The organism is Gudongella sp. QWL-04 (genome assembly GCF_058683975.1).
This window is the reverse complement of the sequence record NZ_CM178754.1, coordinates 1,900,911-1,924,437: the sequence shown is the minus strand read 5'-3', so window position 1 is coordinate 1,924,437 and position 23,527 is coordinate 1,900,911. Positions and strand designations below refer to the sequence as shown.

Below are 23,527 nucleotides of genomic sequence, written 5' to 3'. Positions count from 1 at the left end.
ACCCCTCCTTAAAAACCCAGGATTGTGCCGACCTGGTACACAACTACACTAAACACCCACCCAAGAACGAAGGGGTAAACAGCCATAAATGCAGCCCATTTCCAGGAGTTGGTCTCCTTCTTGACGGTTGCAATAACAGCAGCACAGGGTGTGTAAAGCAGTGTCATAACAAGGAAGGATACAGCTGACAGTGGTGTAAAGGCTGACTGGATAGCAGTTATAAGCTCTGTTCCTTCGCTGACTCCGGCATAGACCATTCCAAGGATCGCAACTACTGCCTCTTTGGCAGCGATTCCAGCAAAAAGACTTACCGATGCCTGCCAAGTCCCGTAGCCTGCCGGTATAAACAGCGGTGCTATAAATTGTCCAATTCTGCCGAGTATGCTTTCATGTGAATAGGGTTCAACTCCAACGGGGAGAACAGATAATATCCATAGTAGAGAGACCACCGCAAAAATAACAGTTCCCGCTCTCTTTATAAAATCCCATACCTTCTCCCACATATCCCGTATAACACTGGATGCCTGGGGTAGACGATAGGGTGGAAGCTCCATGATAAAGTGAGAGGACTCTCCCTTGAACAAGGTTTTACTGAATATTTTACCCATCAACAAGGCAATTGCGATCCCCAATGCATAAATTATGAAAAGCACCAAGCCTCCATTGTTTGGGAAGAATGCCGCAATAAACACAAGGTAGATCGGTAATCTTGCCCCACATGACATAAAGGGGTTTATAAGTATTGCGATCATCCGGTCCCTTTTGTTTTCCAGAGTTCTTGTCGACATAACTCCAGGTACGTTGCAGCCAAAACCAATAATCATAGATATAAATGTCTTACCATGGAGTCCCACCGCTCTCATGATCCCATCCATTATATAGGCAGCTCTTGCCATGTAGCCTGTATCCTCAAGGATAGCCAGGAAGAAGTAAAGGACCATTATTAGAGGTACAAATACAAGCACTGAGCCTACGCCTCCTATGAAGCCCTCGATCACGAATGAAATTAACCATTCGGGAGAATTAATCGAAATCAGTAATGAGCTGAGACCTTCACCTATAATACCTACAAAGGCTTCTACATAACCTCCAAGAAAATCAGAACCAATGACAAAGGTCAACTGGAACACAACATACATGATCAGACCGAATATGGGAAGACCAAACAGCCTGCTTGTAAGCACCTTATCTATTTTGTCTGTTGTGGTAACTATTTCATTTTCCGGCCTCTTAACGCTATCTCGAACGATCTTGTTTATGTAGCTGTATCTGCTGTCGATGATATCAAGCTCAAGATCAGTATCCTCACCTGTTATGCTGGATATATATTCCTTTGCTTCCTCATTATCTGAAATAAGTTTTTTTATCTCAGCATCCCCTTCGAGAGCCTTTAAGGCTATCCACTTTACGGGATACTGGTATTCCTTGTTATTAATGATTCCAGACAGCTTCATTATTTGTCCATCAAGTTTATCGCCGTGGGCTAAATCGTGCGGCTTTTGATCGGAACCAATAGCCTTTACTACTTCATCCAGAAGCTGGTTTACACCCTTTTTCTTAGCGGCAACCGTTGGAACAACAGGTACCCCAAGGGATTTTGAAAGATCCTCAACGGAAATATCTATTTGCTTCATACTGGCCTCATCCATCATGTTAAGTGCAATTACCACGTTTGCACCCATTTCCATGAGCTGAGTGGTGAGGTAGAGGTTCCTGTCGATATTTGTTGCATCCACAACGTTGATTACTACATCCGGCTGTCCCTTAACAACAAAATCCCGAGCAACCAGCTCGTCCTCTGAATAGGCTCCGAGGCTGTAAGTGCCGGGAAGGTCCACAACATTATAAACAGCTCCCTTATGATTTAAGGAGCCTTCTTTTTTCTCTACTGTAACCCCTGGCCAGTTTCCAACATGCTGGTTGGAGCCAGTGAGAGCATTAAACAAGGTGGTCTTCCCACTATTGGGATTACCCACCAAAGCAATTGTGTACATTGATCCACGTCCCTTCTTTATTGATAGAGATTATCAATAAAAATCAAAAAAATTATTCTGAATCTACAATAATGTGCTGAGCAAGACCTCTCCCTATGGCAAGCTTATTACCAGAAAGGGACACAATAACAGGACCAAAGTCGTTCTTAACAACTTTGACCTCAGCACCTGTGATAAAACCAAGCTCATATAATCTTCTGCGTGCGTAACCTCCGCCTGCGATATTTTTAACTCTGCATTTATGGTTTGCCTTGAGACTTGAAAGTACCATAGGATCACCAAAACCTTTCTATGTAAGATAAAGTGTATGTTAATTTGATAACTATTCTCATTATCATAATATATTATTTGTACCTGTTATGCAAGAGTTTTTTCAGAGGGACATCGGGGAGGGACATGAAGCCACAAGGGACGGTCCTTTTTGGCTGACATTGTTTGATATTTAATGCATTTCCAGCCAAAAAGGACCGTCCCCAATGGTTGCCATGGTTGATGTCCCTAAAATATCTATTGACAACTATCTATGTAGGTAGTACTATAATATTGAACCGACCCCCTAGGGGAGGGGGATAGATATGAAAGGATGATACTATGAGTACTGAAAAGCTTACGGTCAATGTAGTCGGAATGACCTGTGCGGCTTGCTCAGCAAGGATTGAAAAATCATTGAATAAGCTCGAGGGTGTGACCTCAGCCAATGTGAATCTCCTTGCAAACAAGGCCACAGTTGAATTCGATTCTGCAGCGACCAGTAAAGATATGATAATCAAGACTATAGAGAAGACCGGCTACCAGGTCCCTCTTGTGAGGGAGACTCTTCTAGTGGAGGGTATGACCTGTGCAGCCTGCTCTACAAGAGTAGAGAAGATGCTAAGCAAGGTCGAAGGAGTGGTGAAAGCCAATGTAAACCTCTCAACAAATAAGGCTATTGTCGATTTCCCGTCAGGTGTCGTTGAACCATCTTCCTTGATAGCCGCAGTAGAAAAGGCGGGCTATAAGGCTCAGATCCAGAGAGAATCTGATTTGGACAAGGAAAAGCAAATGAGGGAGAAGGAGATAAAATCTCTTAAAAATTCCTTTATTGTATCTCTGATCCTAACTGCTCCACTTGTGGCAGCCATGTTTTTCCATATGGCCGGAATCAAGAACATCCTCACAGATGGCTACTTCCAATGGGTATTGGCAACACCAGTTCAATTTATTATAGGATATAGGTTCTATAGGGGAGCATACCACTCCGTCAGAGGCGGAGGGGCGAACATGGACGTACTAATTGCATTAGGTACCTCAGCTGCATATTTCTACAGCATATACAATTTGTTCAACATGGTCCACGAATACTACTTTGAGGCTTCGGCTGTTATCATCACCCTGATAGTACTTGGAAAGCTATTTGAGGCAATAGCAAAGGGCAAGACATCTGAAGCAATCAAGAAGCTTATGGGTCTGCAGCCAAAGACTGCTCGGGTCATAAGAGATGACATGGAGGTAGACATAGATATAGATGACCTGCTAATTGGCGATATAATAATTGTAAGACCTGGCGAAAAGGTTCCTGTCGACGGGATGATCGTCGAAGGCTCTTCAGCTCTCGATGAATCCATGATAACCGGTGAAAGCATTCCGGTAGATAAAAAGGTGGGTGACCAAGTTATCGGCGCCACTATAAATAAATTTGGCGCATTTAAATTCAAGGCAACAAAAATCGGCAAGGATACTGTTCTTTCACAGATTATCAGACTTGTGGAGGATGCCCAAGGCTCAAAGGCTCCGGTACAAAAACTCGCTGATAAGATATCCGGGATATTTGTCCCTATTGTACTGGTGATTGCCCTGGTTACCTTCCTCATCTTCTACTTCTTGGGAGATTTCAACACAGGATTGATCAATGCAGTTGCTATCCTTGTAATCGCTTGTCCATGTGCTCTTGGCCTTGCAACTCCCACCGCTATTATGGTTGGTACAGGAAAGGGAGCTGAAAATGGGATCCTTATAAAATCAGGGGAGCATCTTGAAGGTGCCCATAAAATGGATGCCATTATTTTCGACAAAACGGGAACTATTACAAAGGGTGAACCGGAGGTTACCGATGTTGAAGCCTTAAAAGGTTTTGATGAGATTGAGTTGTTAAGGGTTGCAGGGTCCGTTGAGAAGACCTCTGAGCATCCACTTGGCCAGGCAATAGTAGGCTATGCAGAGGCACAACTTGTAATGTTGAAGGATGCAGACAGCTTTGCAGCAGTCCCCGGCAAGGGATTGAAGGCTAAGTTTGAAGGCAAGGATGTTCTTATAGGGAACAGAAAGCTCATGAACGATGGAGATCTTGACCTTACTGGCATCGAAGAGAAGATATCAACCCTGGAGGAACAGGGAAAGACTGCAATGCTCATAGCTGTAGATGGCAGGCTGGCTGGGATCATAGCTGTTGCAGATCAGATAAAGAAAACTTCGCTGGCAGCCATTAAGGAGCTTCAGGGAATGGGTCTTCAGGTGTATATGATAACAGGTGACAATGAGAGAACAGCGAAAGCCATAGCTTCACAGGTGGGTATAGACAACGTGCTTGCAGATGTTCTTCCAGAGCATAAGGCGTCAAAGGTTGAGGAGCTTAAGAGTCAAGGTAGACATGTAGGAATGGTTGGAGACGGTATCAACGATGCACCTGCGCTTGCAGCAGCTGATGTAGGCTTTGCAATAGGTACTGGAACAGATGTTGCTATGGAGGCAGCAGATATTACCCTGATGAGAGGAGATCTCTCAGGAGTTGTAACTGCAATAAGACTTAGTCATAGGACCATGAAGACCATCAAGCAGAATCTATTCTGGGCGTTTTTCTACAACTCTGTAGGAATCCCCTTTGCTGCACTTGGATTCCTGAATCCAATGATCGCAGGAGCTGCGATGGCATTCAGTTCGGTTTCTGTCGTTACAAACTCGCTTAGACTTAGAAATTTCAAATAAGGAAAGGATGATCAAAATGGAAAAGATTTTAAAGGTAGAAGGCATGAGCTGCAATCATTGTGTCATGGCGGTAAAAAGAGCTCTGACAGGTTTAGATGGAGTTGGAACAGTTGAGGTCGATCTTGAAAGCGGCAAGGTGACTGTGGTTGGAGAAGCATTGGCAGACGAGGCTATGAAGGAAGCCATCGATGATGCAGGCTATGAAGTAGTATCCATTGAATAGGAGTTGATCCTTTGAACCAGGGGAAAGCAGCAGCGCTGAATAAAATGAAGACAGCAAGAGGCCAGCTTGACGGGATCATTAGGATGATCGAGGACGACAGGTATTGCGTAGACATATCCACCCAGATACTGTCCGTAATAGGTCTTTTGAAGAAATCCAACATAGATGTTTTGAATGGCCATATCAGGACCTGTGTCGCGGATGCTATCCTTGAAGGTGGAGAGCAGGGCGACGAGAAGATAGAAGAGATAATAAATATAATCGACAAGTATATAAAGTAATGACATCTCCCTCCAGGACTAAACTCCGGAGGGGTTATTTTTTCCCCACAGGGGTATATACATATTGCAAATTTTAAGTTTTTTTAATATAATTTAATCAAAGGTCAAAGAAAGTCAAACATATCATTGGAGATGGTTTTATGGAATATAAGGATTATTACAACATACTAGGCGTTGAAAAAACTGCAACCCAGGATGAGATAAAGAAAACCTACAGGAAGCTGGCAAAGAAATATCACCCGGATTTAAATCCAGGAGATGATAAGGCTCAGGAGAAGTTTAAGGAGATAAATGAGGCTTATGAGGTACTTAGTGACGATACAAAGAGAAAGCAATATGACCAATTCGGTCAGTATGGCTTCTCAAATGGCCAAAACTTCGATCCAAGCCAGTATGGCTTCGACTTCGGTCAAGGTGGAAGGACCTACACCTATTCCGCAGGAGATGCAGGAGGCTTCAGCGACTTCTTTAACGCGTTCTTCGGTGGAGCAGGAGGTGGTAGAGACGGCTTTGACATAGGCGATCTTTTCGGTGGTGGCAGGACCGGAGGAAGAAGGACCAGAGAACCTCAAAGGCAGAGCTATGAGTCTGAACTTCAGATATCTATTTTTGAAGGCTACACAGGAGGAGAAAGGGAAGTATCCCTAAATATAGGAGGTACTCATAAGAGTATCAGAGTAAAGATACCCAAGGGCATTACCCCTGGTAAAAAAATCAAGGTCAAGGGCGACAAATGGGGTCTGGATGGAGACATACTTTTCAAAGTTAGCTTCAGAGAGGAAGCTGGAACAAAGCTTGAAGGACTGGATATAACAAAGAAGATACAGGTGCTTCCGTGGGAGGCGGCACTGGGAACTAAGGTAATTGTTCAGACCTTATCGGGAAAGATAAAGCTGGATATTCCAAAAAATACCAACACAGGCAAAAGGATGAGGCTTCCGGGTAAGGGATATATAGATATGCAGGGGCATGCAGGAGATCTTTATGTGGAAATTGAGATCATAAATCCGCCTCAGCTTGATGAGGAAGCCTTAAAGCTTTATGAAAAGCTTGCCGAGAAGGTCAAATATAATCCAAGAAATGAATAAAAGGAGGAATGGCTATGGATCTTAATAAATTTACTCAAAAAAGCATAGAAGCAATTCAGGAATCCCAAAATGTAGCGATGAAGCTTGGTAATCCCGAGCTGGTGGAGCTTCACCTTCATCACGCTCTCATTGAGAGTAGAGACGGACTTGTACCAAGGGTTCTAGGGCTGATGGGGATCAGCTGGGATGGAGTCAAAAAGGTTGTCGAGGACAGACTTGGCCGTCTGCCAAAGCAGACAGGAGGAAGCCTTTATCCTGGCAGGACATATACTAAAGTCCTTACGGATGCTGAGGAGGAAGCCAAGAACTTCAAGGATCAATATGTTGGGGTCGAGCATATTTATCTGGCTCTACTTAGCCAGAAGGGGACGGCCTCACAGGACATATTCAAGCAGTATGGAATAACAAGGGATCGATTTTTAGGCTCTCTTATGAAGGTCAGGGGAAGTCAGACGATTACCTCAGATAATCCTGAAGAAACCTACGAAGCCCTTGCAAGATTCGGCCGAGATCTGGTTGAGGATGCAAGGAAGGGCAAGATAGACCCAGTCATCGGTCGTGATCAGGAGATAAGAAACGTAATCAGGATACTTTCAAGAAGAACAAAGAACAATCCGGTGCTTATAGGTGATCCTGGAGTTGGAAAGACTGCAATTGTAGAGGGTCTGGCTCAAAGGATAGTCAATGGAGACGTTCCTGAGGGCTTAAAGGATAAAACCGTATTTGCCCTTGATATGGGTGCTCTCGTCGCAGGGGCTAAGTATCGAGGAGAGTTTGAGGAAAGACTTAAGGCAGTATTGAATGAAATACAAAAGTCAGAGGGACGGATATTACTTTTTATAGACGAGCTCCACAATATAGTTGGAGCAGGCCGCGCCGAGGGCTCCATGGATGCAGGGAACCTTTTGAAGCCTATGCTTGCAAGAGGTGAGCTTCACACAATAGGGGCTACGACACTAGATGAGTACAGAAAGTATATCGAGAAGGACGCAGCTCTTGAGAGAAGGTTCCAGAAGGTCCTTGTGACTGAGCCAACAGTGGAGGACACTATTTCGATACTAAGGGGACTCAAGGAAAAATATGAGATCCACCATGGCATCAGGATATCAGACGGTGCAGTAATTGCTGCAGCGACTCTATCCGACAGGTATATATCGGACCGCTTTCTCCCGGATAAGGCCATAGACCTTATGGATGAAGCCTCTGCGATGATAAGGACAGAGATAGACTCTATGCCTGCTGAGATAGATGAGATCAGAAGGAGAGTACTCCAGCTTGAGATCGAAAGAGAGGCTCTTAAGAAGGAGACTGACTCAGCCTCCAAGGCAAGGCTTGAAAAGCTCAACAAGGAGCTTTCTGAGCTTAAGGAGCAATTTGACCTTTTGAAAGCCCAATGGGAAGAGGAGAAAAAGGAGATAACTGCTGAAAAGGACATCAAGGAGGAAATCGACAAGGTCAAAAGGGAGATCGAAGAGGCTGAGAGGAGCTACGACCTTGAAAGACTTTCTCAGCTAAAGTACGGAACTCTTGTTGAACTTGAAAGGAGACTTAGGGAAGCACAGGATAAGGATAAGGACAAAGAGCGGATGCTAAAGGAAGAGGTCACTGAGGAGGAAATCGCTGAGGTAGTAGCCAAGTGGACGGGAATACCCACATCTAAGCTGCTTGCAACTGAAAGAGAGAAGCTCCTGGGGCTTGGAGATATCCTCCATAAAAGGGTCATCGGTCAGAATGAAGCCGTTGATTCAGTGGTAGATGCGGTTCTTCGTGCGAGGGCAGGCTTAAAGGATATCAACAGGCCAGTTGGAAGCTTTATTTTCCTAGGTCCTACAGGTGTAGGCAAGACTGAGCTGGCAAGGGCTCTTACTCAGGCACTTTTTGATGATGAAAAGAATATGATCAGGATAGATATGAGCGAATACATGGAGAAGCATTCTGTTTCAAGGCTTGTAGGAGCGCCTCCGGGATATGTGGGGTATGACGAAGGAGGACAGCTGACGGAAGCTGTCAGGAGAAGACCTTACTCAGTAGTACTCTTTGACGAGATAGAAAAGGCTCACCCGGATGTATTCAATATTTTGCTTCAGGTACTTGATGACGGAAGATTGACTGACAACCAGGGAAGAACTGTAGACTTTAAGAATACTGTAATCATAATGACGTCCAACATAGGTTCATCCTATCTACTTGAAGGACTTTCCGAAAAGGGAGAGATCGAGGAGAACGTCAGGCAGACTGTTATGAATGAGATGAGAAGGGTATTCAGGCCCGAGTTTCTCAATAGGATAGATGAAACTGTTCTTTTTAAGCCTCTTCAAAAGGACGAGATCTATCAGATCATAGACCTCCAGCTTGAGGACATCGAGGACAGGCTCAGGGACAGAAGCATAACTCTTAAGGTCACAGGAGCTGCCAAGGAGTATATTTTGTATAAATCTTATAATATCCAATACGGCGCAAGACCAGTCAAAAGGTTCCTCCAGAAGGAGCTTGAGACAAAGATCAGCCGGTTGATTATCCAGGGTTCTATCAAGGATGGAGATACAATAAATATTGATGTGCAGAATGGACAGCTTGTAGTTTCATAATAACAATAATGGACAATTGACAATTGACGATTGATAGATTTAAGATTTAACCAGGACATGGGTAACACTTAACATCCATAAAGTAAAGGAGTATATGTTGTAACCTATGTCCTGAAGTTTTTGGTCATCCTGTAGGGTCAGACGACCCTGTCTGACCGTATATGAGGAATCCCCCCACCCGTCATCCCGAGCGAAGTCGAGGGATCTCGTTTCTAGATATAAGAGTGTACCCAGATAATATCAGTCGCTTCTTTTCCCGGATTCGACCATCTATGTTTTCTTGAGGACTCGAAGTGGATCGAATCATTTACATTCAATAAATGAGTAGAATCATCATCCAGAACCACTTCAAGCTGGCCGGATAACACAAAGATAAACTCATTCCCGCTTCTGTGGGAGTGTGCCTTAAAGTCACCGCAGCCTGGCTGGATTGAGAATCTTACCACATCAAGGGGACTTGAAGACGATCCAATCAGGGTTTGGATATCTACTCCATTGAATCCTGAAGCTGTGGATTTTCCCTGCCCATTTCTAACTACTTCCTTCTTTTCTTCTTCTCTTATATCGAAAAACCTTAAGGTACTTTCTCCATAGAAGGCAGCAAGCTTTTCAAGAACTTCAAAGGACACATTTGCTTTGCCCTGTTCTATTCTGCTCAAATATGAAGGGGATATCCCGACTGACAGGGCTACTTCATCAAGAGTAAAACCTTCCTCTTCCCTGTACTTTTTAAGCATAATGTGATGGATTTTTTTATATGAGCTCTCATCTGATTCAAGAAAAGTAAGGTCATCCTTGGACACAAGCTCTTTTATAAGCTCTTGAGTCATTCCTTTCTCAACAGAGTAATGTTGAATGGTCTTCAAGGTCTCTATATCCTTAAAATCAAAAACCCGATAGTTGTTGTCACGGCGCTTGGACTTTATTAGTCCGTTCTTTTCCCAATTTCTTATTGTGGCTGGTGACACTCCCACCATTTTTGCAGCTTCATTAATACTGAAAAAGCCCTGTTGATTCATAGGTTCCACTCCTTAGAATAAAATAACCTTACTAACATTATAAACTATATTGACAAGGTTATGCAATAGTGATAACATAAAAATCATAAATAACTGAAGGAGGTCAATCATGCGCAATTTTGATACAACAAAGCAGTTTGCACTTGATATGGACAGCAAAGACACACTAAGGGAATATAAGGAGAGGTTTTATGTAAAACTCGGGACTATATATATGGACGGGAACTCTCTGGGACTTTGTTCAAAGGATGCTGAAAAGTACTTACTTGAAGCCCTGGAAAATTGGAAAACCCATGGAATTGACGTATGGTCTCATCCTGAAGTCAACTATTTCCTGTATCAGGACAAGCTTGGAGAGCTGACTGCTCCTTTGATCAATGCAAAGCCCAGTGAAGTCACTATTTGTACAAATACGACAATCAATATCCATAAGGCGCTTGCAACCTTCTATCGTCCAACAAAGGAAAGATATAAGATAATCGTAGACGACCTGAATTTTCCCACAGACAAATATGCCGTGGATAGTCAGGTCAAGCTCCATGGGATCGATCCAGAGGTTGGTGTGAAAATAGTTAAGAGCAGGGATGGCAAGACAATCAACGAGGACGATATGATAGAGGCAATGACCGATGATGTATGTCTTATCCTGCTGCCTTCAGTACTGTATAGAAGCTCCTACCTGGTTGACATGCAAAAGATTGCTGATGCAGCAAGAGCAAAGGGGATATATGTTGGATTTGACCTCAGCCATTCCATCGGTAGCGTACCTCACGATTTTTCCAGGATCCAACCGGATTTTGCAGTATGGTGCAGCTATAAGTACCTTAATGGTGGACCTGGTGCAATAGCGGGGCTATATATAAACGAGAATCACTTCAAGCTTGGTCCAGGACTTGCAGGCTGGCATGGGAATAAGAAGGAGACTCAGTTTGATCTTAATCAGACATTCGAGCCTTCTGAATATGCGGGAGCCTGGCAGACGGGAACACAGCCGATTTTCAGTATGGCGCCAATCGAGGGCAGCCTGAGGATGTTCGCTGAAGCTGGATTTGATAATATAAGAGCTAAATCCCTTAATATTACAGCTTACCTGATGTATCTGATAGATGAGAAGCTTAAAAAGTATGGATTCTCCTACGGTAATCCGACTGATGATGAGAGAAGAGGCGGGCATGTGGCTCTTGAGCATGAAGATGCCATAAGGATAAACAAGGCACTAAAAGGCAGGGGAGTTGTTCCTGACTTCAGGTATCCGAATGTTATAAGGCTGGCACCTATAGCTTTCTACGTGTCGTATGAGGATATTTACAATTTAGTGGAGATCATAATAGACATCATGGAGACAAAGGAACATGAAAGATATGACAGCAACAGAGGAACAGTTGCATAAGGACTGATTACACCGGGGAGACCCGGTGTTTTTGATTGCAACTATGAAAATGTCATATTTGAAGGAATTTAGTGGGTCGTTATGTTACAATAATAACTAATACGACAGTAACGTTATTCTTGAAGGAGGTACTCATGAGAGATAAGAACAGCATGGTAATCCTTATTGGTAAAAGGCTCCTATTTTTCTCAGTTCCAATTATAGCGGCTCTATACTTTGTTTATGAGGTGATTTTCGGACTCGATATGGTCTTCTCCTGGATGTTCGCATCATTGTATGCAGCAATAATAGGCTTATCTACGGCCCTGAATTACAAGCACATGGAGATCAGCGAGAGCGTAGAGTCCTTTGAAAAGCTCGAGGATCAAATTTCCAGGGGAAGATGGGATGTAGTTAAAAAAGGAGAGAACAGCCTGGCATTAAGACCAAAATTCGACTTTCCATACAATAAACTAAGCAAGGATATTGTAGATGTCGAATACTCCAATGGGTCGGTCATAATGTCTGGTCCTCATTACTACCTAGATAAGTTGAGCAAGGATATAAGAGGCAAGGGAAGCATCTGGACAAAGAGAGCAACCAGTGTTGTAACCACTCTTCTAATACTAACCATGGTATCTATCCCTATCCTGGGTGAGACGGGGATGTTCTGGAAGATCAAGATGATGAGACATAACTCCTATGTCAAGAAGGTGGAGGAGATTCAATTTAAGAATATCTCCAAGCCAGGTAATTCTGTAGAGAACACCAATAATTACGGATATGGGGTCGAGGACGAGGAGAATATTTACTATGTTGAAGACCACCTTAACCTTATAAAAGCAGATAAAGATTTTCTAAACAAGACTTACCTTATCCAAAAGTCAGGCGGGACAGGTATAAACAGACTCAATATCGTTGATGACTGGATATACTACATGAGCGGGGAAAGCCTTAACAGGATCAAGACTGATGGGACTGTGAATGAGACAATATATAAGCAAGGATATTTACTAGACATCAATATAGAGGATGGGTGGATTTATTTCATTAATCCTTCTGACAGATTCTATGTATATAAGATGGACCTTAACGGAAGAGGGCTTGAGAGGTTCCTTGATGTCGAAGCCTCAGATATTTCCATCTATGACAAGAGATTATACCTAGGTCATGAGAAGACTGAGAAGGACTTGATTGAAAGCATTAAGCTGGATGGGAGCGACCGAAGGATCGAACTAGAGAGTTATGCAAGAGATATCCTGATAGATGGCGATTACATGTACTTCATTAACGATGACTATGGGCTTTATAGGGCAAGCATGAACGGCTCTAATACTCCAGAGTTACTGGTCGGGCAAAAGGTATCATCCTTCACCATTACTGATATGGGAATATTCTACTCGCTCCATGGGAAAGAGGTTGGATATCCTGGAGATGGTCTATACCTTATCCAAAAGGACGGATCAGGAAATCAGATATACTATGAGACCTTCAGCGTTGAGGGATTAGCCAAGGTAGGGAAATGGCTATTGTTCCATTCCTTTGAGGACAACCAGTATCCAACTCTAAAGAGGATCGATTTAGAAACGGGAGAGATCAGGTCTGTAGCATTTAACGAATCATCAGAGCTGAAGCCACTGGAGTTTGAAACCCTAGAGCTGACAGAAGTATATACAAAGGAATCACCCCAGTTAAATGATGGCCTAATAATTGAAGATGGTATTGAAGTAAATGTAAAAATCAAAATACCTCAGGTAGTAAATCTTGAGGAAGAGACTTTGGAACAAGAATTCAATGAGTACTTTATAAATGAAGGACAAGCATTATTGGACAAAGCCATTGAATACATTGCAGTTCCAGGGTTAAAGGAGAATACAAAGGTCGACGTTATATGGAACTACAAGATTGCCAGAAATGATGGAGAGTGGCTAAGTGTAATTAGGGGCGGTACTATAGATTTTAACGGACAAGATACGCAAACTTCTGCCCACACTGATAACTTCATGATCAAAGAGGCAGGCTTGGAATATGTTTACTTGGACTTGATATTCACCATCCCTTCTGAAGAGTATAGATCTGCTCTTATCAGAATAATCGAGGAAAAGAGTAACGGAAAATTCACCCAAGAAGACTTAATGGGGTACTTTGATTTCAATAATTTTTACATTGCAGATAATGAACTTGTGATTTTTTACCAGGAGGCTACTATAGCTCCTCGAGCTCAAGGTATTCAGGAGTTTTGGATATCTTTCAGTGAAATCGAGGGGATCAATAGAGGAGATATTTTGAATTAAATCATTTTTAGGATATATAGAGTAATTATGGGTAGATTACCTAAAAGAAAAAACATACGACTAAAAGAATATGATTATTCACAAGCAGAATATTATTTCGTTACGATATGTACCAAGGATAAGAAATGTACATTATGGGACAATATTACGCACAATAATACATCACAAACTGCCAACGGTGTAGGGGCGGCCAATGACCGCCCCTACGATATCACAAATTATTCAGCAGTTTAAGGGTTCAGTAACCAAACAGGCAGGTATTATCATATGGCAGAAATCATTCTATGACCATGTAATTAGAAATGATTATGATTACATTAGGATCTGTGAATACATCGAAACAAACCCATTAAAATGGACTGACGATGAATATTTTATATAAAACCGCGTAATATACGAAGGGGTGAAGACAATATGAAATGTCCATACTGCAGCAATGAAATGATAAGGGGCACGATTTATGGTGACAGATACGCGCTAAAATGGCTGCCGGAAGACAAGAAGCTATTCCTTGGGATGTGGGCTAAGGGTGGCCTGAAGGTAGGAATAGGTGATGTGTTTGAGAGACCGAAGGTTGAGTCCTATATGTGCAAACCATGCAGCAAGATGATCATTAATTTGCCTCAAGAATAAAGTTAATAGGTCTGTAGAATATAGAACCGGAGGGAGATACAATGCTCCAGATCAAGATTATCCAGCCTGAAATGACATACAGCATTAGACATAAGGTCCTGCGGCCGCATCAATCCATCGAGAGTTCAATATATACCAGCGATTATGAGGAAGGCTCTTTTCATGTAGGAGCTTTCCTTGACGATAAGCTTATAACGGTAGTATCGTTTTGTTTGGAAAAACACCCTGACTTTCCTGAAGAAATCCAATACAGGCTTAGAGCAATGGCTACACTTGAGGATTACAGGATGCTTGGGGCAGGGAGGCTGGCTGTCAGATTTGCAGAGGAGATAATCATCGATAAGGGTGTCGATCTATTATGGTGTAAGGGGAGGACCTCCGTGCAAAAATATTACGAAAACCTTGGCTTCAAGGCATTTGGCGAAGCATTTGACTACCCCCCGATAGGTCCTCACATAATCATGTACAAGAGGCTTGAAAAGTTCTCAGTTAATAGAACGGAATAGATTATAGAAACTGAACAAGTATGGTATATGGAGGGAATAAGTGGATGTATTCATCGCTGAAGGATGGTAGAAAATATACGATTAGAAGAACTACTGAAGCTGATGCAGGATCAATGATAGAGTATGTCTATAAAATAGGATCTGAGTCAGATAATCTGACATTTGGAAAAGGTGAATTAGACATAACCTTTGAGCAAGAGGAAGAATTCCTAAAAAGCTTTGCAAATAAAGCAAACTCATTGCATATCATTGCTGAGCTGGATGGAACAATCATTGGAAGCCTCAATTTCACAGGTGGTGGAAGACCAAGAATAGCACATACTGGCGAATTTGGAGTAAGTGTTCTAAAGGAATACTGGGGACAAGGTGTTGGAACTAATCTGGTCGAGTACTTGATCAAATGGAGTAAAGAAACGGGAATCATCAGAAAGATAAACTTAAGGGTAAGGAGTGACAATTTCCCTGCTATTCAGGTGTATAAGAAGCTTGGATTTCGTGAGGAGGGCATTATAACCAGAGAATTCATGATCGATGGGAAATTTTTTGATTTGATTTCTATGGGCTTAAAGATAGATTGATACTTATTGCAGATGATGAAAGGTTTAAAAGCGAAAAGAGACCATGAAGGTCTCTTCTCATATGTAACCGTGCACCCGGTTTTGGCGATCCTATTCCAAGCGTTACCCAAGCAGTTTGCTCGAGCCAGGCTCACCCACGGCACACGAAAATATTCACTTATCGCTGCTTCCTTCCGGACCTGACGAGGTTCATGAGTTTCCGTTGCGTAGGACCCAACCGTCAACGCCACTTACTTGAGGCAGACCTTACAATAGAGATGTCGGGACCGGGGATTCAATCCTGCTACAGCGGGTTGCAGGTACAGGGCACCGCTACCTCCCCATTTAGCACGGTAATGGCGGAGAGAGAGGGATTCGAACCCTCGAGACGTTCGTCACGCCTACACGATTTCCAGTCGTGCGCCTTCGACCAGCTCAGCCATCTCTCCATGTTTTCCACAGGATTACATTATAGACTAAAATAGCGGTCATGTCAACAACTCCGTTTGCTTATGCCTTTAAGTGGGTAAAATGAAACTAAATCATAAGAGGAGGAATTATTATGGCAAAAAGATTAAAAATAGAGTATTGCACATCCTGAGGCTATCGTGGAAGAGCAGTTGCTCTTACAGATGCAGTGCTTTCTGAGCACAAGAATAAAATCAGCGAGGTAGCTATAGTGCCTTCAACAGGAGGAGTGTTTGAAATCAGCCTGGATAATAAGCTCCTGTTCTCAAAATCTGAGCTGGGAAGATTCCCCGAGGACGGAGAGGCAGAAGGGCTTGTTAGAGATAACCTATAATTTGGGGCCAATTGGCCCCTGTTTACATTTTTGGTGTAAATAGAGCGTTTTTTTGATATAATGGGACCATATCAAAAGGTAAGGATGATGTCAATGTATCAGGCAATTTACAGGAAATACAGACCCAGGACCTTTGACGAGCTTCTAGGGCAGGTACATGTCACTACGATACTTAAAAATCAAATAATCAAAGGCAATATAGGGCACGCCTACCTTTTTTCAGGAACAAGGGGAACTGGAAAGACCTCAGCAGCAAAGGTATTTTCGAGGGCGGTCAATTGCCTGGATCCCAAGGATGGAAATCCTTGTAATAAATGTGAGATTTGTAAGGGGATCCTCGATGAAAGCATAATGGATGTCATTGAAATGGATGCAGCCAGCAACAGGAAAATAGAGGATATCCGTGAGCTTAGGGAAAAGGTAGTCTATCCTCCTTCGAGGGCAAGGTATAAGGTATACATAATAGACGAGGTCCATATGCTTACCAACGAGGCCTTCAATGCTTTGTTGAAGACTCTCGAAGAGCCGCCCAGACATTTGATATTTTTGCTTGCTACCACAGAGCCTGAGAGACTTCCTCCGACCATACTTTCAAGATGTCAGCGCTTTGATTTCAAACGATTGACCTCAAGAGACATGGAGGACAGTATGAAGACGATATCACAGGAGATGGGCGTAGAGGTTGATGATAAAGTATTCAAGCTTATCGCATCTAATTCTGATGGAGCCATGAGGGATGCACTTAGTCTTCTGGATCAGTGTATTGCCTTTGACGATAAAAAGGTAACCTATGATGATGCCTTGAAAATACTTGGGATAGCCAACAAAGACCTAATTTTCAAAATGGTAGACTCCATAAGGGATGAAAAGCTGGATGAAGTACTTCAGCTGGTCGATCATATAATTCAGGAGGGAAAGGACACTTCTCTTTTCCTGAAGGATTTGATACATCATTACAGAAATCTCATGATCGCTAAGACCTCCATTGACCCGGAGCAACTGATAGACTGGGGAGAGGTTGAGGTATGCAAAAGACAGTCTGATCAAATGGAGCTGAACTACATCATGAGGTCACTCCAGATACTTACAGATGCTGACACTAGCATGAAGTGGTCTACTCAACCAAGAATAATACTTGAGATGGCAGCTATAAGGTTAGTCGGACTCAATAATGAGAAATCCCTTGAGGAGAGAGTCAAAGCCCTTGAAGAGGGATCAGCTTTACCGCTTGAAAAACCAAAGCAGGAACCGGTCAAGAAAGCTGAGAAAGCTCCAGAACCAAAACCTGCCGTGGAGGAGAAAAAGCAGGAAGCTCCAAAAAACTCTGAGGTGAAAAGGCCGGAGGAATCCATAGATAAGCCTAGTCTTGATATTGAGTCAATAAAAAAGGCATGGCCAAGGTTCCTTCAGACGGTAAAGACACGAAAGATGAGTATATACGCCCTTGTAATGGAGGGAGAGGTGGCTCAAGTCAATGGAAACAGGATCACACTTGCGTACAAGGATGGCTTTGAGTTCCATAAGGATGCTGTCAACAAGCCCCAAAACAAGGAATTTCTTGAGGGAATACTCGTGGAATTTTTCGGGCAGCCAGTGGAGCTTATGATCCTAATGAAGTCTTGTGTTCCGGATACCTCTGGGAGTTATCCTGAAAAACCGGCTAAGGTAACCAAGGAAGAAGCCATAAAGGAAGCAGTTGATTTTTTCGGTGAAAATATAATTAAATTTAAGTAGGGAGGAATTGAAATGGCAAGAGGCGGATACCCAGGAATGGGTGGAAATATGAACAATATGATGAAGCAAATGCAGAAGATGCAAAAGAAAATGGAGGAGGTCCAGGCTGAGATAGATGCTAAGGAGCTTGAGGCGACTGCCGGAGGTGGGGCTGTTAAGGTCACTGTCAATGGAAAGAGAGAGGTTCTGAACATTGAGATTGACCAGTCAGTTGTCGATCCGGAGGATGTTGAGATGCTCCAGGATCTTGTGCTTGCAGCTGTAAATGAGGGCCTTAGAAAAGCAGAGCAATATGCAGCAGACGAAATGAAGAAGGTTACGGGAGGCATAAATATCCCAGGACTGTTCTAAGAAGGGGACGATCAAATGGATCATTACGCCTTACCAATAGCAAATCTAATAGACCAATTTTCAAAGCTTCCGGGTATAGGAAGAAAGTCCGCCCAGAGGTTGGCCTTTTATGTCCTTGAAATGGATTCTGAGGAGGCTCAAAAGCTATCCTCTGCAATCCTTGAAGCGAAGGAAAGGATTGGCTTTTGCCAGGTCTGCGGAAATCTTACGGACAAGCCGGTATGCAGCATCTGCAGCAATACTGGAAGGGACAAAGCCCTTATATGCGTAGTTGAGGGACCAAGGGACATAATAGCCATGGAAAAGAGCAGAGAGTATAAGGGCTTATACCATGTGCTGCACGGGACGATTTCTCCTATGGAAAATATTGGGCCTCAGGATATAAAGATCAAGGAGCTATTAAATAGATTGGGCGATGACACGGTAAAGGAAGTAGTAATTGCGACTAATCCGACAGTTGAGGGAGAAGCTACTGCACTTTATATCTCAAGGCTGATAAAGCCCTTGGGAGTTAAAGTCACAAGGATCGCCCATGGCATTCCTGTCGGAGGAGATCTGGAGTACTTCGACGAGATAACCCTCGCCAGGGCTATGGAAGGGCGCAGGGAAATGTAATAAAAGGTAAAAAAATAAAAGAGTAAACGCTGACAATTAATGCGTATTACTCTTTTATTTTTGGAGCTGATTGTTAATTAAACTTGTTATTTAAGGTTGCAAAGTAATAAAACATTCATTTTTAGACATTTATATTGCTGGTATTGGAATAAAAATCCCAGCCTTGTGGTATACTAATAAGAGGGCAGATAATACTTATACCGTTTCAAAGGAGGGATCCACTTGAAAAAGCACCTTAAGAGCACCTTATTTGTTCTGATACCTGTCATACTAATAGAGTTTTATTTCTTTGCTAAAGCTGGACTTAAGATGAGTGAGACATTCTTTTTCATATGGTTTGTGGTATTTATTACTTTATTCTCTTTTAGATGGGTGAATGGAGGTACAAGTCTTATGGGGATCGGAGGCAGCTCCAATAGATTTCTTGCATCAAAATTTAGCGAGAGCATGTATAACGTACCAGATGCTGAGAAGTTCAAAAAGAGTGATTTAGGACTTGATCTGGTCTTCCTTGGTATTGCGATCGCTAACTTATTGTTGTCATTACTGTCATATTACATGGCGAAGTAGGCAGGTCAATTAGTACATATAAGTAGATTTATACGCCACATGGTAAGTATGATAGGAGGAGATTAAGCTATGAAGAGAATTTTAATATTAGTAGCAGTCATTGTTGGAGTAGCATTATTTGCAGTGGGTTGTAACAATGTGAATGAAGAAGAGTCTCAGGAAGGGATAAAAAATACTGGTTTTGGAGGAATAGTAGTTGGATATAGTATTGAAGATAAGGAAGAGATTTTTGGAAGTTTGAGTACAGAAGAAGTAAATGGTATTATAGAAAATATTTCGGATGAGGTAGCTAAAGATAAAAATTATGCAGATAATCTTGATTTAATTTTAGAAAAAGTATTTAAAGAATCAGGAATAAATGACACTGAAAAACTTGAAGCTGCAAAATCTAAGCTTACAATATCAAAAAATGGGTCATTAACAATCAAGTGGGATATTAATTTAGAGAAAGAGATTTTTGGTGAACTAAGCAAGGATGAAATAGGAAGGCTATTGTCAGATATTGCAGCTGAGGTATATGATGATGAAGATTATGAAAATAACCTTGATTCAATAATAGAAAAGGTATTTAGAGAAGCAGGAATAAATGATTCCTCCAAATTGGATACTGCAAAATCTTCAATTAAAGTATCTTATTCTAATCCTAAATAGAATTTATGACACATAATTTATATTATGCGTCAAAAGAAGGAGAGGTTTGAGTGAGAAGATTTAACTTAATTATTCTTTTGCTTTTTATAATGTTATCATTAATTGGTTGTAATACAGATCTGGCTACTCCAGAAACGCCAAATACAATGCCTCCTTCAATAATGGTGGATGGGGAGCTGTACTCTTCAACTGGTAAAGAGATGCCGGTAGAGCCTGACGAGAGTGTCATTAAGACAGTTTCTTCAGTAGTAAAGAGTACTGAACTACCTTCAAATGAAGGTGAAATAAATGTACCTGCCCCAAATGCAAAATATGCAAAGATCAATGATTATGAAGGAGAGTATGTTGTTGTAAGCTTGCCCTCGGAATGGGTAAGGTATGATAAAAGTGAATATTGGGGTTTGGAGTTAACTTCAATCAACGTATCGTCTGTAGGTTTAAAATTATTGTTCAATCAGTCTGGAGGAGATCCCAAAGGAGATTTACAAACAGGAAGCTACTATTGGTTGGAGAAGCATGTTGAAAATGAATGGGTCCCTGTTGAGATGCTTCCCTCAGCTCAAGATGTTGGATGGACAGCCGAGGCTTACATTATAAATATGAATGATATAACAGAATGGGAAGTCAATTGGGAATGGCTATACGGTGAACTTCCTATCGGTAACTATAGAATAGGTAAAGAAGTTATGGATTTTAGAACTACAGGAGTCTTTAACACTCTTAAATACTATGCTGATTTCAAGATAGTAGAGTAAGACGCTTAATTTATATTATGTAAATAGGTACAAAGTTACCTTAAGCAGCAAGATATGACAAGTAGGAGGTTAAAAGTGGCGTTTACACCAGTAAGTTTGTTAGCATATTTCATATTAATACCTGTAATAACTTTTGCCTTTTATCTGCTGATTCGGAAATTGTTTAGATATAAATAAACCTGGCAGTATTGGCTGTAGGTAGAGATATCTTTGATTTAAGTTTGTTTTAAGGGAGGAATTTTGAAATGAGCAATGTTCTAGCAGCAGGATTAATTTTACTACCGATATATGTCGCTTTGCCAGCATTGGTATTATATTTCATAATTAAAATGGCAGTCAAAAATGCAATTAAAGAGCTGAAAAGGGATAATATTATTTAGCTTCGACTAAGAATTTGATATGACGGTAGGGGCAGAAAAGACAAGGGGACAGGAACCTTGTCCTACTTCTTATAGTCAATGGCAATAAAAGAAAATGAGTCCCGATAGACCGGGACTCTTAAATTTTAAGGATTCACATGAACATATTTATCGTTTTTAGTATTATTATCCAGCTAAATTTCTAAGAATGCTCTGCCACCCTTTGCGCTGCAGATCAAGATTGTTCTGCTGTTCAGCTTCGAAGCGTTCTTCGATCAAGCATCCATATGGTTTATCAATTATATCGATACGAACCTTTCTACCATCGCCAAGATCAAAATAGAGTTTTTTATTGGGCTCGATCAAAGTGTAGGTTCCCCAGAAATCGAATGACATGCTACCGTCTTTCGCAGCCATCTCGTAATGAAATTCTCCACCCTCGATCAAGTTATTGCTTGCTTTAGGACAATGCCAATCGTCGGATGCATAGTTCCAAGTCATTACTTTTTCCGGAACTACCAATCTATCCCATATAGCATCTACACTTCTCGAAGATTTTTCTCTAAGAGTTATTACTCTGCCGACATCCTCTGATTCTTCTAGAAGATTCGAAATTCGGTTAAATGCACTTCTCCAGGATTCTTTAAACCCATCAAACTCTTCATCAGGAATCTCTTGATCCAGCTCGAAAATACAGCTTCCATCTTCTTGTGAAGTCAGCCTATAATTCTCGAATGCTGGAGTCCATTTTTTAGCGGAGGGTGAATCATAATCTTCAACCCCATCCATTACCAAGCCAAGATGCCTGATTGAGATAAATTCAGGCCAAATACTTTCGACTATCTCAGAAAGCATTCCATTCTCATTATCTGATTCATCCTCAGCTACAAACCTCATCCTACTTCCCTTTGACCAATCACCCACAAAATCTGATCCTTCGGAGAATGCTTTTGTCCAATTCCTATAATGGTCTGCATCAACTATTAGTTCCCATAGCTTTTGCTGTGTAGTATTGAATTTTCTTTGCATTTGAAGTCGTTTCATAACTAACTCCTTTCTATAATACGATCCCTTACTCGAAGATCTTAATTGAAAATAATCATTAATAATTCTTATTGTTTATAATAACCAAAATTGATGGATATTATTGCTAAATTTTTACCCAAAAAAACGTCATGAGATAAAATAAATTTACTAGTGCCCTGTAAGACAAGGGGACAGGAACCTTGTCTTATATGTTATATTTCATAATCAAAATGGCAGCTAAAATTGCAATCAAAGACCTAAAAAGAGATAATATTATTTAGAATGGACTTAGAATTTGATATTATGTTTGTGAGACGGTATGGACAGTACATAATAATAAAATCTTAGGAGATTAAAAATGTTCGAGATAAATGAGCGTATGGTAAAAATTGAGGAGTTTTACTCCAATATTCTCAATAACACCAGAGAGATAAATATATATTTGCCACCGAGCTATTATGAATCCACCGATAAATCATACTCTGTGCTGTACATGCATGATGGCCAGAATATATTTGACGGTGTAAGAGCCTATGCTGGCGTGGGATGGATGGTACATGAAACCCATGATGAGCTGGTGGACAGGGGAATGATCAGGGAGCTTATAATCGTTGGAATAGACAACATGGAGCATGACAGGCTGAGTGAGTACGCTCACTTCAATGGCAAGTATAAAAGAGAGAGGATACAAGCAAAGGGATGGCTGTATGAAAGATTCCTTATTGAGGAGCTTAAGCCCTTTATCGATGAAAACTTCAGGACATTGACCAACCCAGAGGACACTGGCCTTATGGGATCATCCATGGGAGGGCTAGTGTCCTTTAATATTGGATTCCGAAATCCTGATGTATTTGGAAGACTTGGGATAATATCTCCTTCGTTTTGGTGGGGAACGAGGGAAAATATCAAAACAGTGTATATGCACCAGGATGCAATTGAAAACAGCCGCATGTGGATAGACATGGGAACAAGAGAGGGCAATCTGGATAAGTCCTTTGACAAGGTCGTTGAACATATCCTAAGCATATATGATAGCTCAAAAGGAAGCATAGAAGCCCATTGGATTATTGGTGCAGCCCACACTGAGGCTGATTGGCAGCGACGTGTTCACTGGCCCCTGATCCATTTGTTTGGACTTGATGAGTAGGGAA

Annotated in this window: 23 protein-coding genes, 1 tRNA gene and 1 other RNA gene; 19 read left to right on the top strand and 6 right to left on the bottom strand. The window is 41.8% G+C overall.

What is annotated here, in order from left to right:
• Positions 1-8: 8 nt before the first annotated feature.
• Both feoB and AC4PHB_RS09565 read right to left on the bottom strand, forming a co-directional pair.
• A complete protein-coding gene (gene feoB / locus AC4PHB_RS09570; RefSeq protein WP_492136208.1) occupies positions 9-1,994 on the bottom strand; it encodes a ferrous iron transport protein B in 1,986 nt (661 codons plus the stop codon).
• A gap of 52 nt (positions 1,995-2,046) precedes the next feature.
• Complete coding sequence (locus AC4PHB_RS09565) at positions 2,047-2,265, bottom strand: FeoA family protein (RefSeq protein ID WP_320406288.1); 219 nt, start codon at positions 2,263-2,265, stop codon at positions 2,047-2,049.
• Positions 2,266-2,585: 320 nt separating this feature from the next.
• Between AC4PHB_RS09565 and AC4PHB_RS09560 the strand changes: the two genes are divergently transcribed.
• The 5 genes from AC4PHB_RS09560 to clpB all read left to right on the top strand — a co-directional run bounded on the left by AC4PHB_RS09560 (position 2,586) and on the right by clpB (position 9,135).
• Positions 2,586-4,955: a heavy metal translocating P-type ATPase gene (locus AC4PHB_RS09560; protein WP_492136207.1), complete on the top strand. Its 2,370-nt coding sequence runs from the start codon at positions 2,586-2,588 to the stop codon at positions 4,953-4,955.
• A gap of 16 nt (positions 4,956-4,971) precedes the next feature.
• On the top strand, positions 4,972-5,178 hold the full coding sequence (locus AC4PHB_RS09555; protein WP_492136206.1) for a copper ion binding protein: 207 nt from the start codon (positions 4,972-4,974) through the stop codon (positions 5,176-5,178).
• A 44-nt stretch (positions 5,179-5,222) separates the two neighbouring features.
• Entirely contained in the window at positions 5,223-5,459 is a 237-nt protein-coding gene (locus tag AC4PHB_RS09550; RefSeq protein WP_492137764.1) for a metal-sensing transcriptional repressor, read from the top strand.
• A gap of 140 nt (positions 5,460-5,599) precedes the next feature.
• Positions 5,600-6,547: a DnaJ domain-containing protein gene (locus tag AC4PHB_RS09545; RefSeq protein ID WP_492136205.1), complete on the top strand. Its 948-nt coding sequence runs from the start codon at positions 5,600-5,602 to the stop codon at positions 6,545-6,547.
• Positions 6,548-6,561: 14 nt separating this feature from the next.
• Positions 6,562-9,135, top strand: coding sequence for an ATP-dependent chaperone ClpB (clpB, locus tag AC4PHB_RS09540; protein WP_492136204.1), 2,574 nt, complete (start codon positions 6,562-6,564; stop codon positions 9,133-9,135).
• A gap of 212 nt (positions 9,136-9,347) precedes the next feature.
• Here the strand turns inward: clpB and AC4PHB_RS09535 are convergent, their stop codons facing one another.
• Positions 9,348-10,154 carry a helix-turn-helix domain-containing protein gene (locus tag AC4PHB_RS09535; protein WP_492136203.1) on the bottom strand — a complete coding sequence of 269 codons (807 nt, stop codon included), beginning with the start codon at positions 10,152-10,154 and terminating at the stop codon, positions 9,348-9,350.
• A gap of 109 nt (positions 10,155-10,263) precedes the next feature.
• On the opposite strand from AC4PHB_RS09535, the gene kynU reads away from it, so the two are divergent.
• From kynU to AC4PHB_RS09510, 5 genes are all read left to right on the top strand, one after another.
• Positions 10,264-11,544, top strand: a complete 1,281-nt coding sequence (kynU, locus tag AC4PHB_RS09530; protein WP_492136202.1) for a kynureninase — start codon at positions 10,264-10,266, stop codon at positions 11,542-11,544.
• Between the two features lie 134 nt (positions 11,545-11,678).
• The gene (locus AC4PHB_RS09525; RefSeq protein WP_492136201.1) at positions 11,679-13,817 is read left to right on the top strand and encodes a DUF5050 domain-containing protein; all 2,139 of its coding nucleotides are present in this window, start codon (positions 11,679-11,681) and stop codon (positions 13,815-13,817) included.
• A 414-nt stretch (positions 13,818-14,231) separates the two neighbouring features.
• A complete protein-coding gene (locus tag AC4PHB_RS09520; protein ID WP_492136200.1) occupies positions 14,232-14,450 on the top strand; it encodes a PF20097 family protein in 219 nt (72 codons plus the stop codon).
• 41 nt (positions 14,451-14,491) lie between these two features.
• Positions 14,492-14,956 carry a GNAT family N-acetyltransferase gene (locus AC4PHB_RS09515; protein ID WP_492136199.1) on the top strand — a complete coding sequence of 155 codons (465 nt, stop codon included), beginning with the start codon at positions 14,492-14,494 and terminating at the stop codon, positions 14,954-14,956.
• 44 nt (positions 14,957-15,000) lie between these two features.
• The gene (locus AC4PHB_RS09510; RefSeq protein WP_492136198.1) at positions 15,001-15,534 is read left to right on the top strand and encodes a GNAT family N-acetyltransferase; all 534 of its coding nucleotides are present in this window, start codon (positions 15,001-15,003) and stop codon (positions 15,532-15,534) included.
• 67 nt (positions 15,535-15,601) lie between these two features.
• Here AC4PHB_RS09510 and ffs read toward each other — a convergent pair.
• Together ffs and AC4PHB_RS09500 are read right to left on the bottom strand one after the other, a co-directional pair.
• Positions 15,602-15,867, bottom strand: an RNA gene (gene ffs / locus AC4PHB_RS09505) — signal recognition particle sRNA large type.
• A 3-nt stretch (positions 15,868-15,870) separates the two neighbouring features.
• Positions 15,871-15,962, bottom strand: a tRNA-Ser gene (locus AC4PHB_RS09500).
• A 188-nt stretch (positions 15,963-16,150) separates the two neighbouring features.
• Here AC4PHB_RS09500 and AC4PHB_RS09495 point away from each other — a divergent pair.
• The 8 genes from AC4PHB_RS09495 (at position 16,151) to AC4PHB_RS09460 (ending at position 21,371) form a co-directional block, all read left to right on the top strand.
• Positions 16,151-16,315, top strand: a complete 165-nt coding sequence (locus AC4PHB_RS09495; RefSeq protein ID WP_492136197.1) for an Rdx family protein — start codon at positions 16,151-16,153, stop codon at positions 16,313-16,315.
• Positions 16,316-16,408: 93 nt separating this feature from the next.
• Positions 16,409-18,049 carry a DNA polymerase III subunit gamma/tau gene (dnaX, locus tag AC4PHB_RS09490; protein WP_492136196.1) on the top strand — a complete coding sequence of 547 codons (1,641 nt, stop codon included), beginning with the start codon at positions 16,409-16,411 and terminating at the stop codon, positions 18,047-18,049.
• Between the two features lie 12 nt (positions 18,050-18,061).
• Positions 18,062-18,400, top strand: a complete 339-nt coding sequence (locus tag AC4PHB_RS09485; RefSeq protein ID WP_492136195.1) for a YbaB/EbfC family nucleoid-associated protein — start codon at positions 18,062-18,064, stop codon at positions 18,398-18,400.
• A gap of 15 nt (positions 18,401-18,415) precedes the next feature.
• On the top strand, positions 18,416-19,015 hold the full coding sequence (gene recR / locus AC4PHB_RS09480; protein ID WP_492136194.1) for a recombination mediator RecR: 600 nt from the start codon (positions 18,416-18,418) through the stop codon (positions 19,013-19,015).
• A 222-nt stretch (positions 19,016-19,237) separates the two neighbouring features.
• Positions 19,238-19,585, top strand: a complete 348-nt coding sequence (locus tag AC4PHB_RS09475; RefSeq protein ID WP_492136193.1) for a hypothetical protein — start codon at positions 19,238-19,240, stop codon at positions 19,583-19,585.
• Between the two features lie 69 nt (positions 19,586-19,654).
• Positions 19,655-20,236 carry a hypothetical protein gene (locus AC4PHB_RS09470; protein WP_492136192.1) on the top strand — a complete coding sequence of 194 codons (582 nt, stop codon included), beginning with the start codon at positions 19,655-19,657 and terminating at the stop codon, positions 20,234-20,236.
• 50 nt (positions 20,237-20,286) lie between these two features.
• Entirely contained in the window at positions 20,287-20,991 is a 705-nt protein-coding gene (locus tag AC4PHB_RS09465; RefSeq protein WP_492136191.1) for an immunoglobulin-like domain-containing protein, read from the top strand.
• 245 nt (positions 20,992-21,236) lie between these two features.
• Entirely contained in the window at positions 21,237-21,371 is a 135-nt protein-coding gene (locus tag AC4PHB_RS09460) for a hypothetical protein (protein ID WP_492136190.1), read from the top strand.
• Between the two features lie 165 nt (positions 21,372-21,536).
• On the opposite strand, the gene AC4PHB_RS09455 is transcribed toward AC4PHB_RS09460, so the two are convergent.
• Positions 21,537-22,394, bottom strand: coding sequence for an SRPBCC family protein (locus AC4PHB_RS09455; protein ID WP_492136189.1), 858 nt, complete (start codon positions 22,392-22,394; stop codon positions 21,537-21,539).
• 340 nt (positions 22,395-22,734) lie between these two features.
• Here AC4PHB_RS09455 and AC4PHB_RS09450 point away from each other — a divergent pair, with 340 nt between their 5' ends.
• Entirely contained in the window at positions 22,735-23,523 is a 789-nt protein-coding gene (locus AC4PHB_RS09450; protein ID WP_492136188.1) for an alpha/beta hydrolase, read from the top strand.
• The last annotated feature ends 4 nt before the right edge of the window (positions 23,524-23,527 follow it).

Bases quoted from the DNA above. Each gene is read 5' to 3' on its own strand.
- AC4PHB_RS09485 (WP_492136195.1), top strand. From the start codon at position 18,062: ATGGCAAGAGGCGGATACCCAGGAATGGGTGGAAATATGAACAATATG.
- AC4PHB_RS09550 (WP_492137764.1), top strand. From the start codon at position 5,223: ATGAAGACAGCAAGAGGCCAGCTTGACGGGATCATTAGGATGATCGAG.
- AC4PHB_RS09555 (WP_492136206.1), top strand. From the start codon at position 4,972: ATGGAAAAGATTTTAAAGGTAGAAGGCATGAGCTGCAATCATTGTGTC.
- AC4PHB_RS09515 (WP_492136199.1), top strand. From the start codon at position 14,492: ATGCTCCAGATCAAGATTATCCAGCCTGAAATGACATACAGCATTAGA.
- dnaX (WP_492136196.1), top strand. From the start codon at position 16,409: ATGTATCAGGCAATTTACAGGAAATACAGACCCAGGACCTTTGACGAG.
- clpB (WP_492136204.1), top strand. From the start codon at position 6,562: ATGGATCTTAATAAATTTACTCAAAAAAGCATAGAAGCAATTCAGGAA.
- AC4PHB_RS09520 (WP_492136200.1), top strand. From the start codon at position 14,232: ATGAAATGTCCATACTGCAGCAATGAAATGATAAGGGGCACGATTTAT.
- AC4PHB_RS09450 (WP_492136188.1), top strand. From the start codon at position 22,735: ATGTTCGAGATAAATGAGCGTATGGTAAAAATTGAGGAGTTTTACTCC.
- AC4PHB_RS09560 (WP_492136207.1), top strand. From the start codon at position 2,586: ATGAGTACTGAAAAGCTTACGGTCAATGTAGTCGGAATGACCTGTGCG.
- AC4PHB_RS09565 (WP_320406288.1), bottom strand. From the start codon at position 2,265: ATGGTACTTTCAAGTCTCAAGGCAAACCATAAATGCAGAGTTAAAAAT.
- AC4PHB_RS09455 (WP_492136189.1), bottom strand. From the start codon at position 22,394: ATGAAACGACTTCAAATGCAAAGAAAATTCAATACTACACAGCAAAAG.
- feoB (WP_492136208.1), bottom strand. From the start codon at position 1,994: ATGTACACAATTGCTTTGGTGGGTAATCCCAATAGTGGGAAGACCACC.
- AC4PHB_RS09460 (WP_492136190.1), top strand. From the start codon at position 21,237: ATGAGCAATGTTCTAGCAGCAGGATTAATTTTACTACCGATATATGTC.
- AC4PHB_RS09510 (WP_492136198.1), top strand. From the start codon at position 15,001: ATGTATTCATCGCTGAAGGATGGTAGAAAATATACGATTAGAAGAACT.
- recR (WP_492136194.1), top strand. From the start codon at position 18,416: ATGGATCATTACGCCTTACCAATAGCAAATCTAATAGACCAATTTTCA.
- AC4PHB_RS09470 (WP_492136192.1), top strand. From the start codon at position 19,655: ATGAAGAGAATTTTAATATTAGTAGCAGTCATTGTTGGAGTAGCATTA.
- AC4PHB_RS09535 (WP_492136203.1), bottom strand. From the start codon at position 10,154: ATGAATCAACAGGGCTTTTTCAGTATTAATGAAGCTGCAAAAATGGTG.
- kynU (WP_492136202.1), top strand. From the start codon at position 10,264: ATGCGCAATTTTGATACAACAAAGCAGTTTGCACTTGATATGGACAGC.
- AC4PHB_RS09525 (WP_492136201.1), top strand. From the start codon at position 11,679: ATGAGAGATAAGAACAGCATGGTAATCCTTATTGGTAAAAGGCTCCTA.
- AC4PHB_RS09545 (WP_492136205.1), top strand. From the start codon at position 5,600: ATGGAATATAAGGATTATTACAACATACTAGGCGTTGAAAAAACTGCA.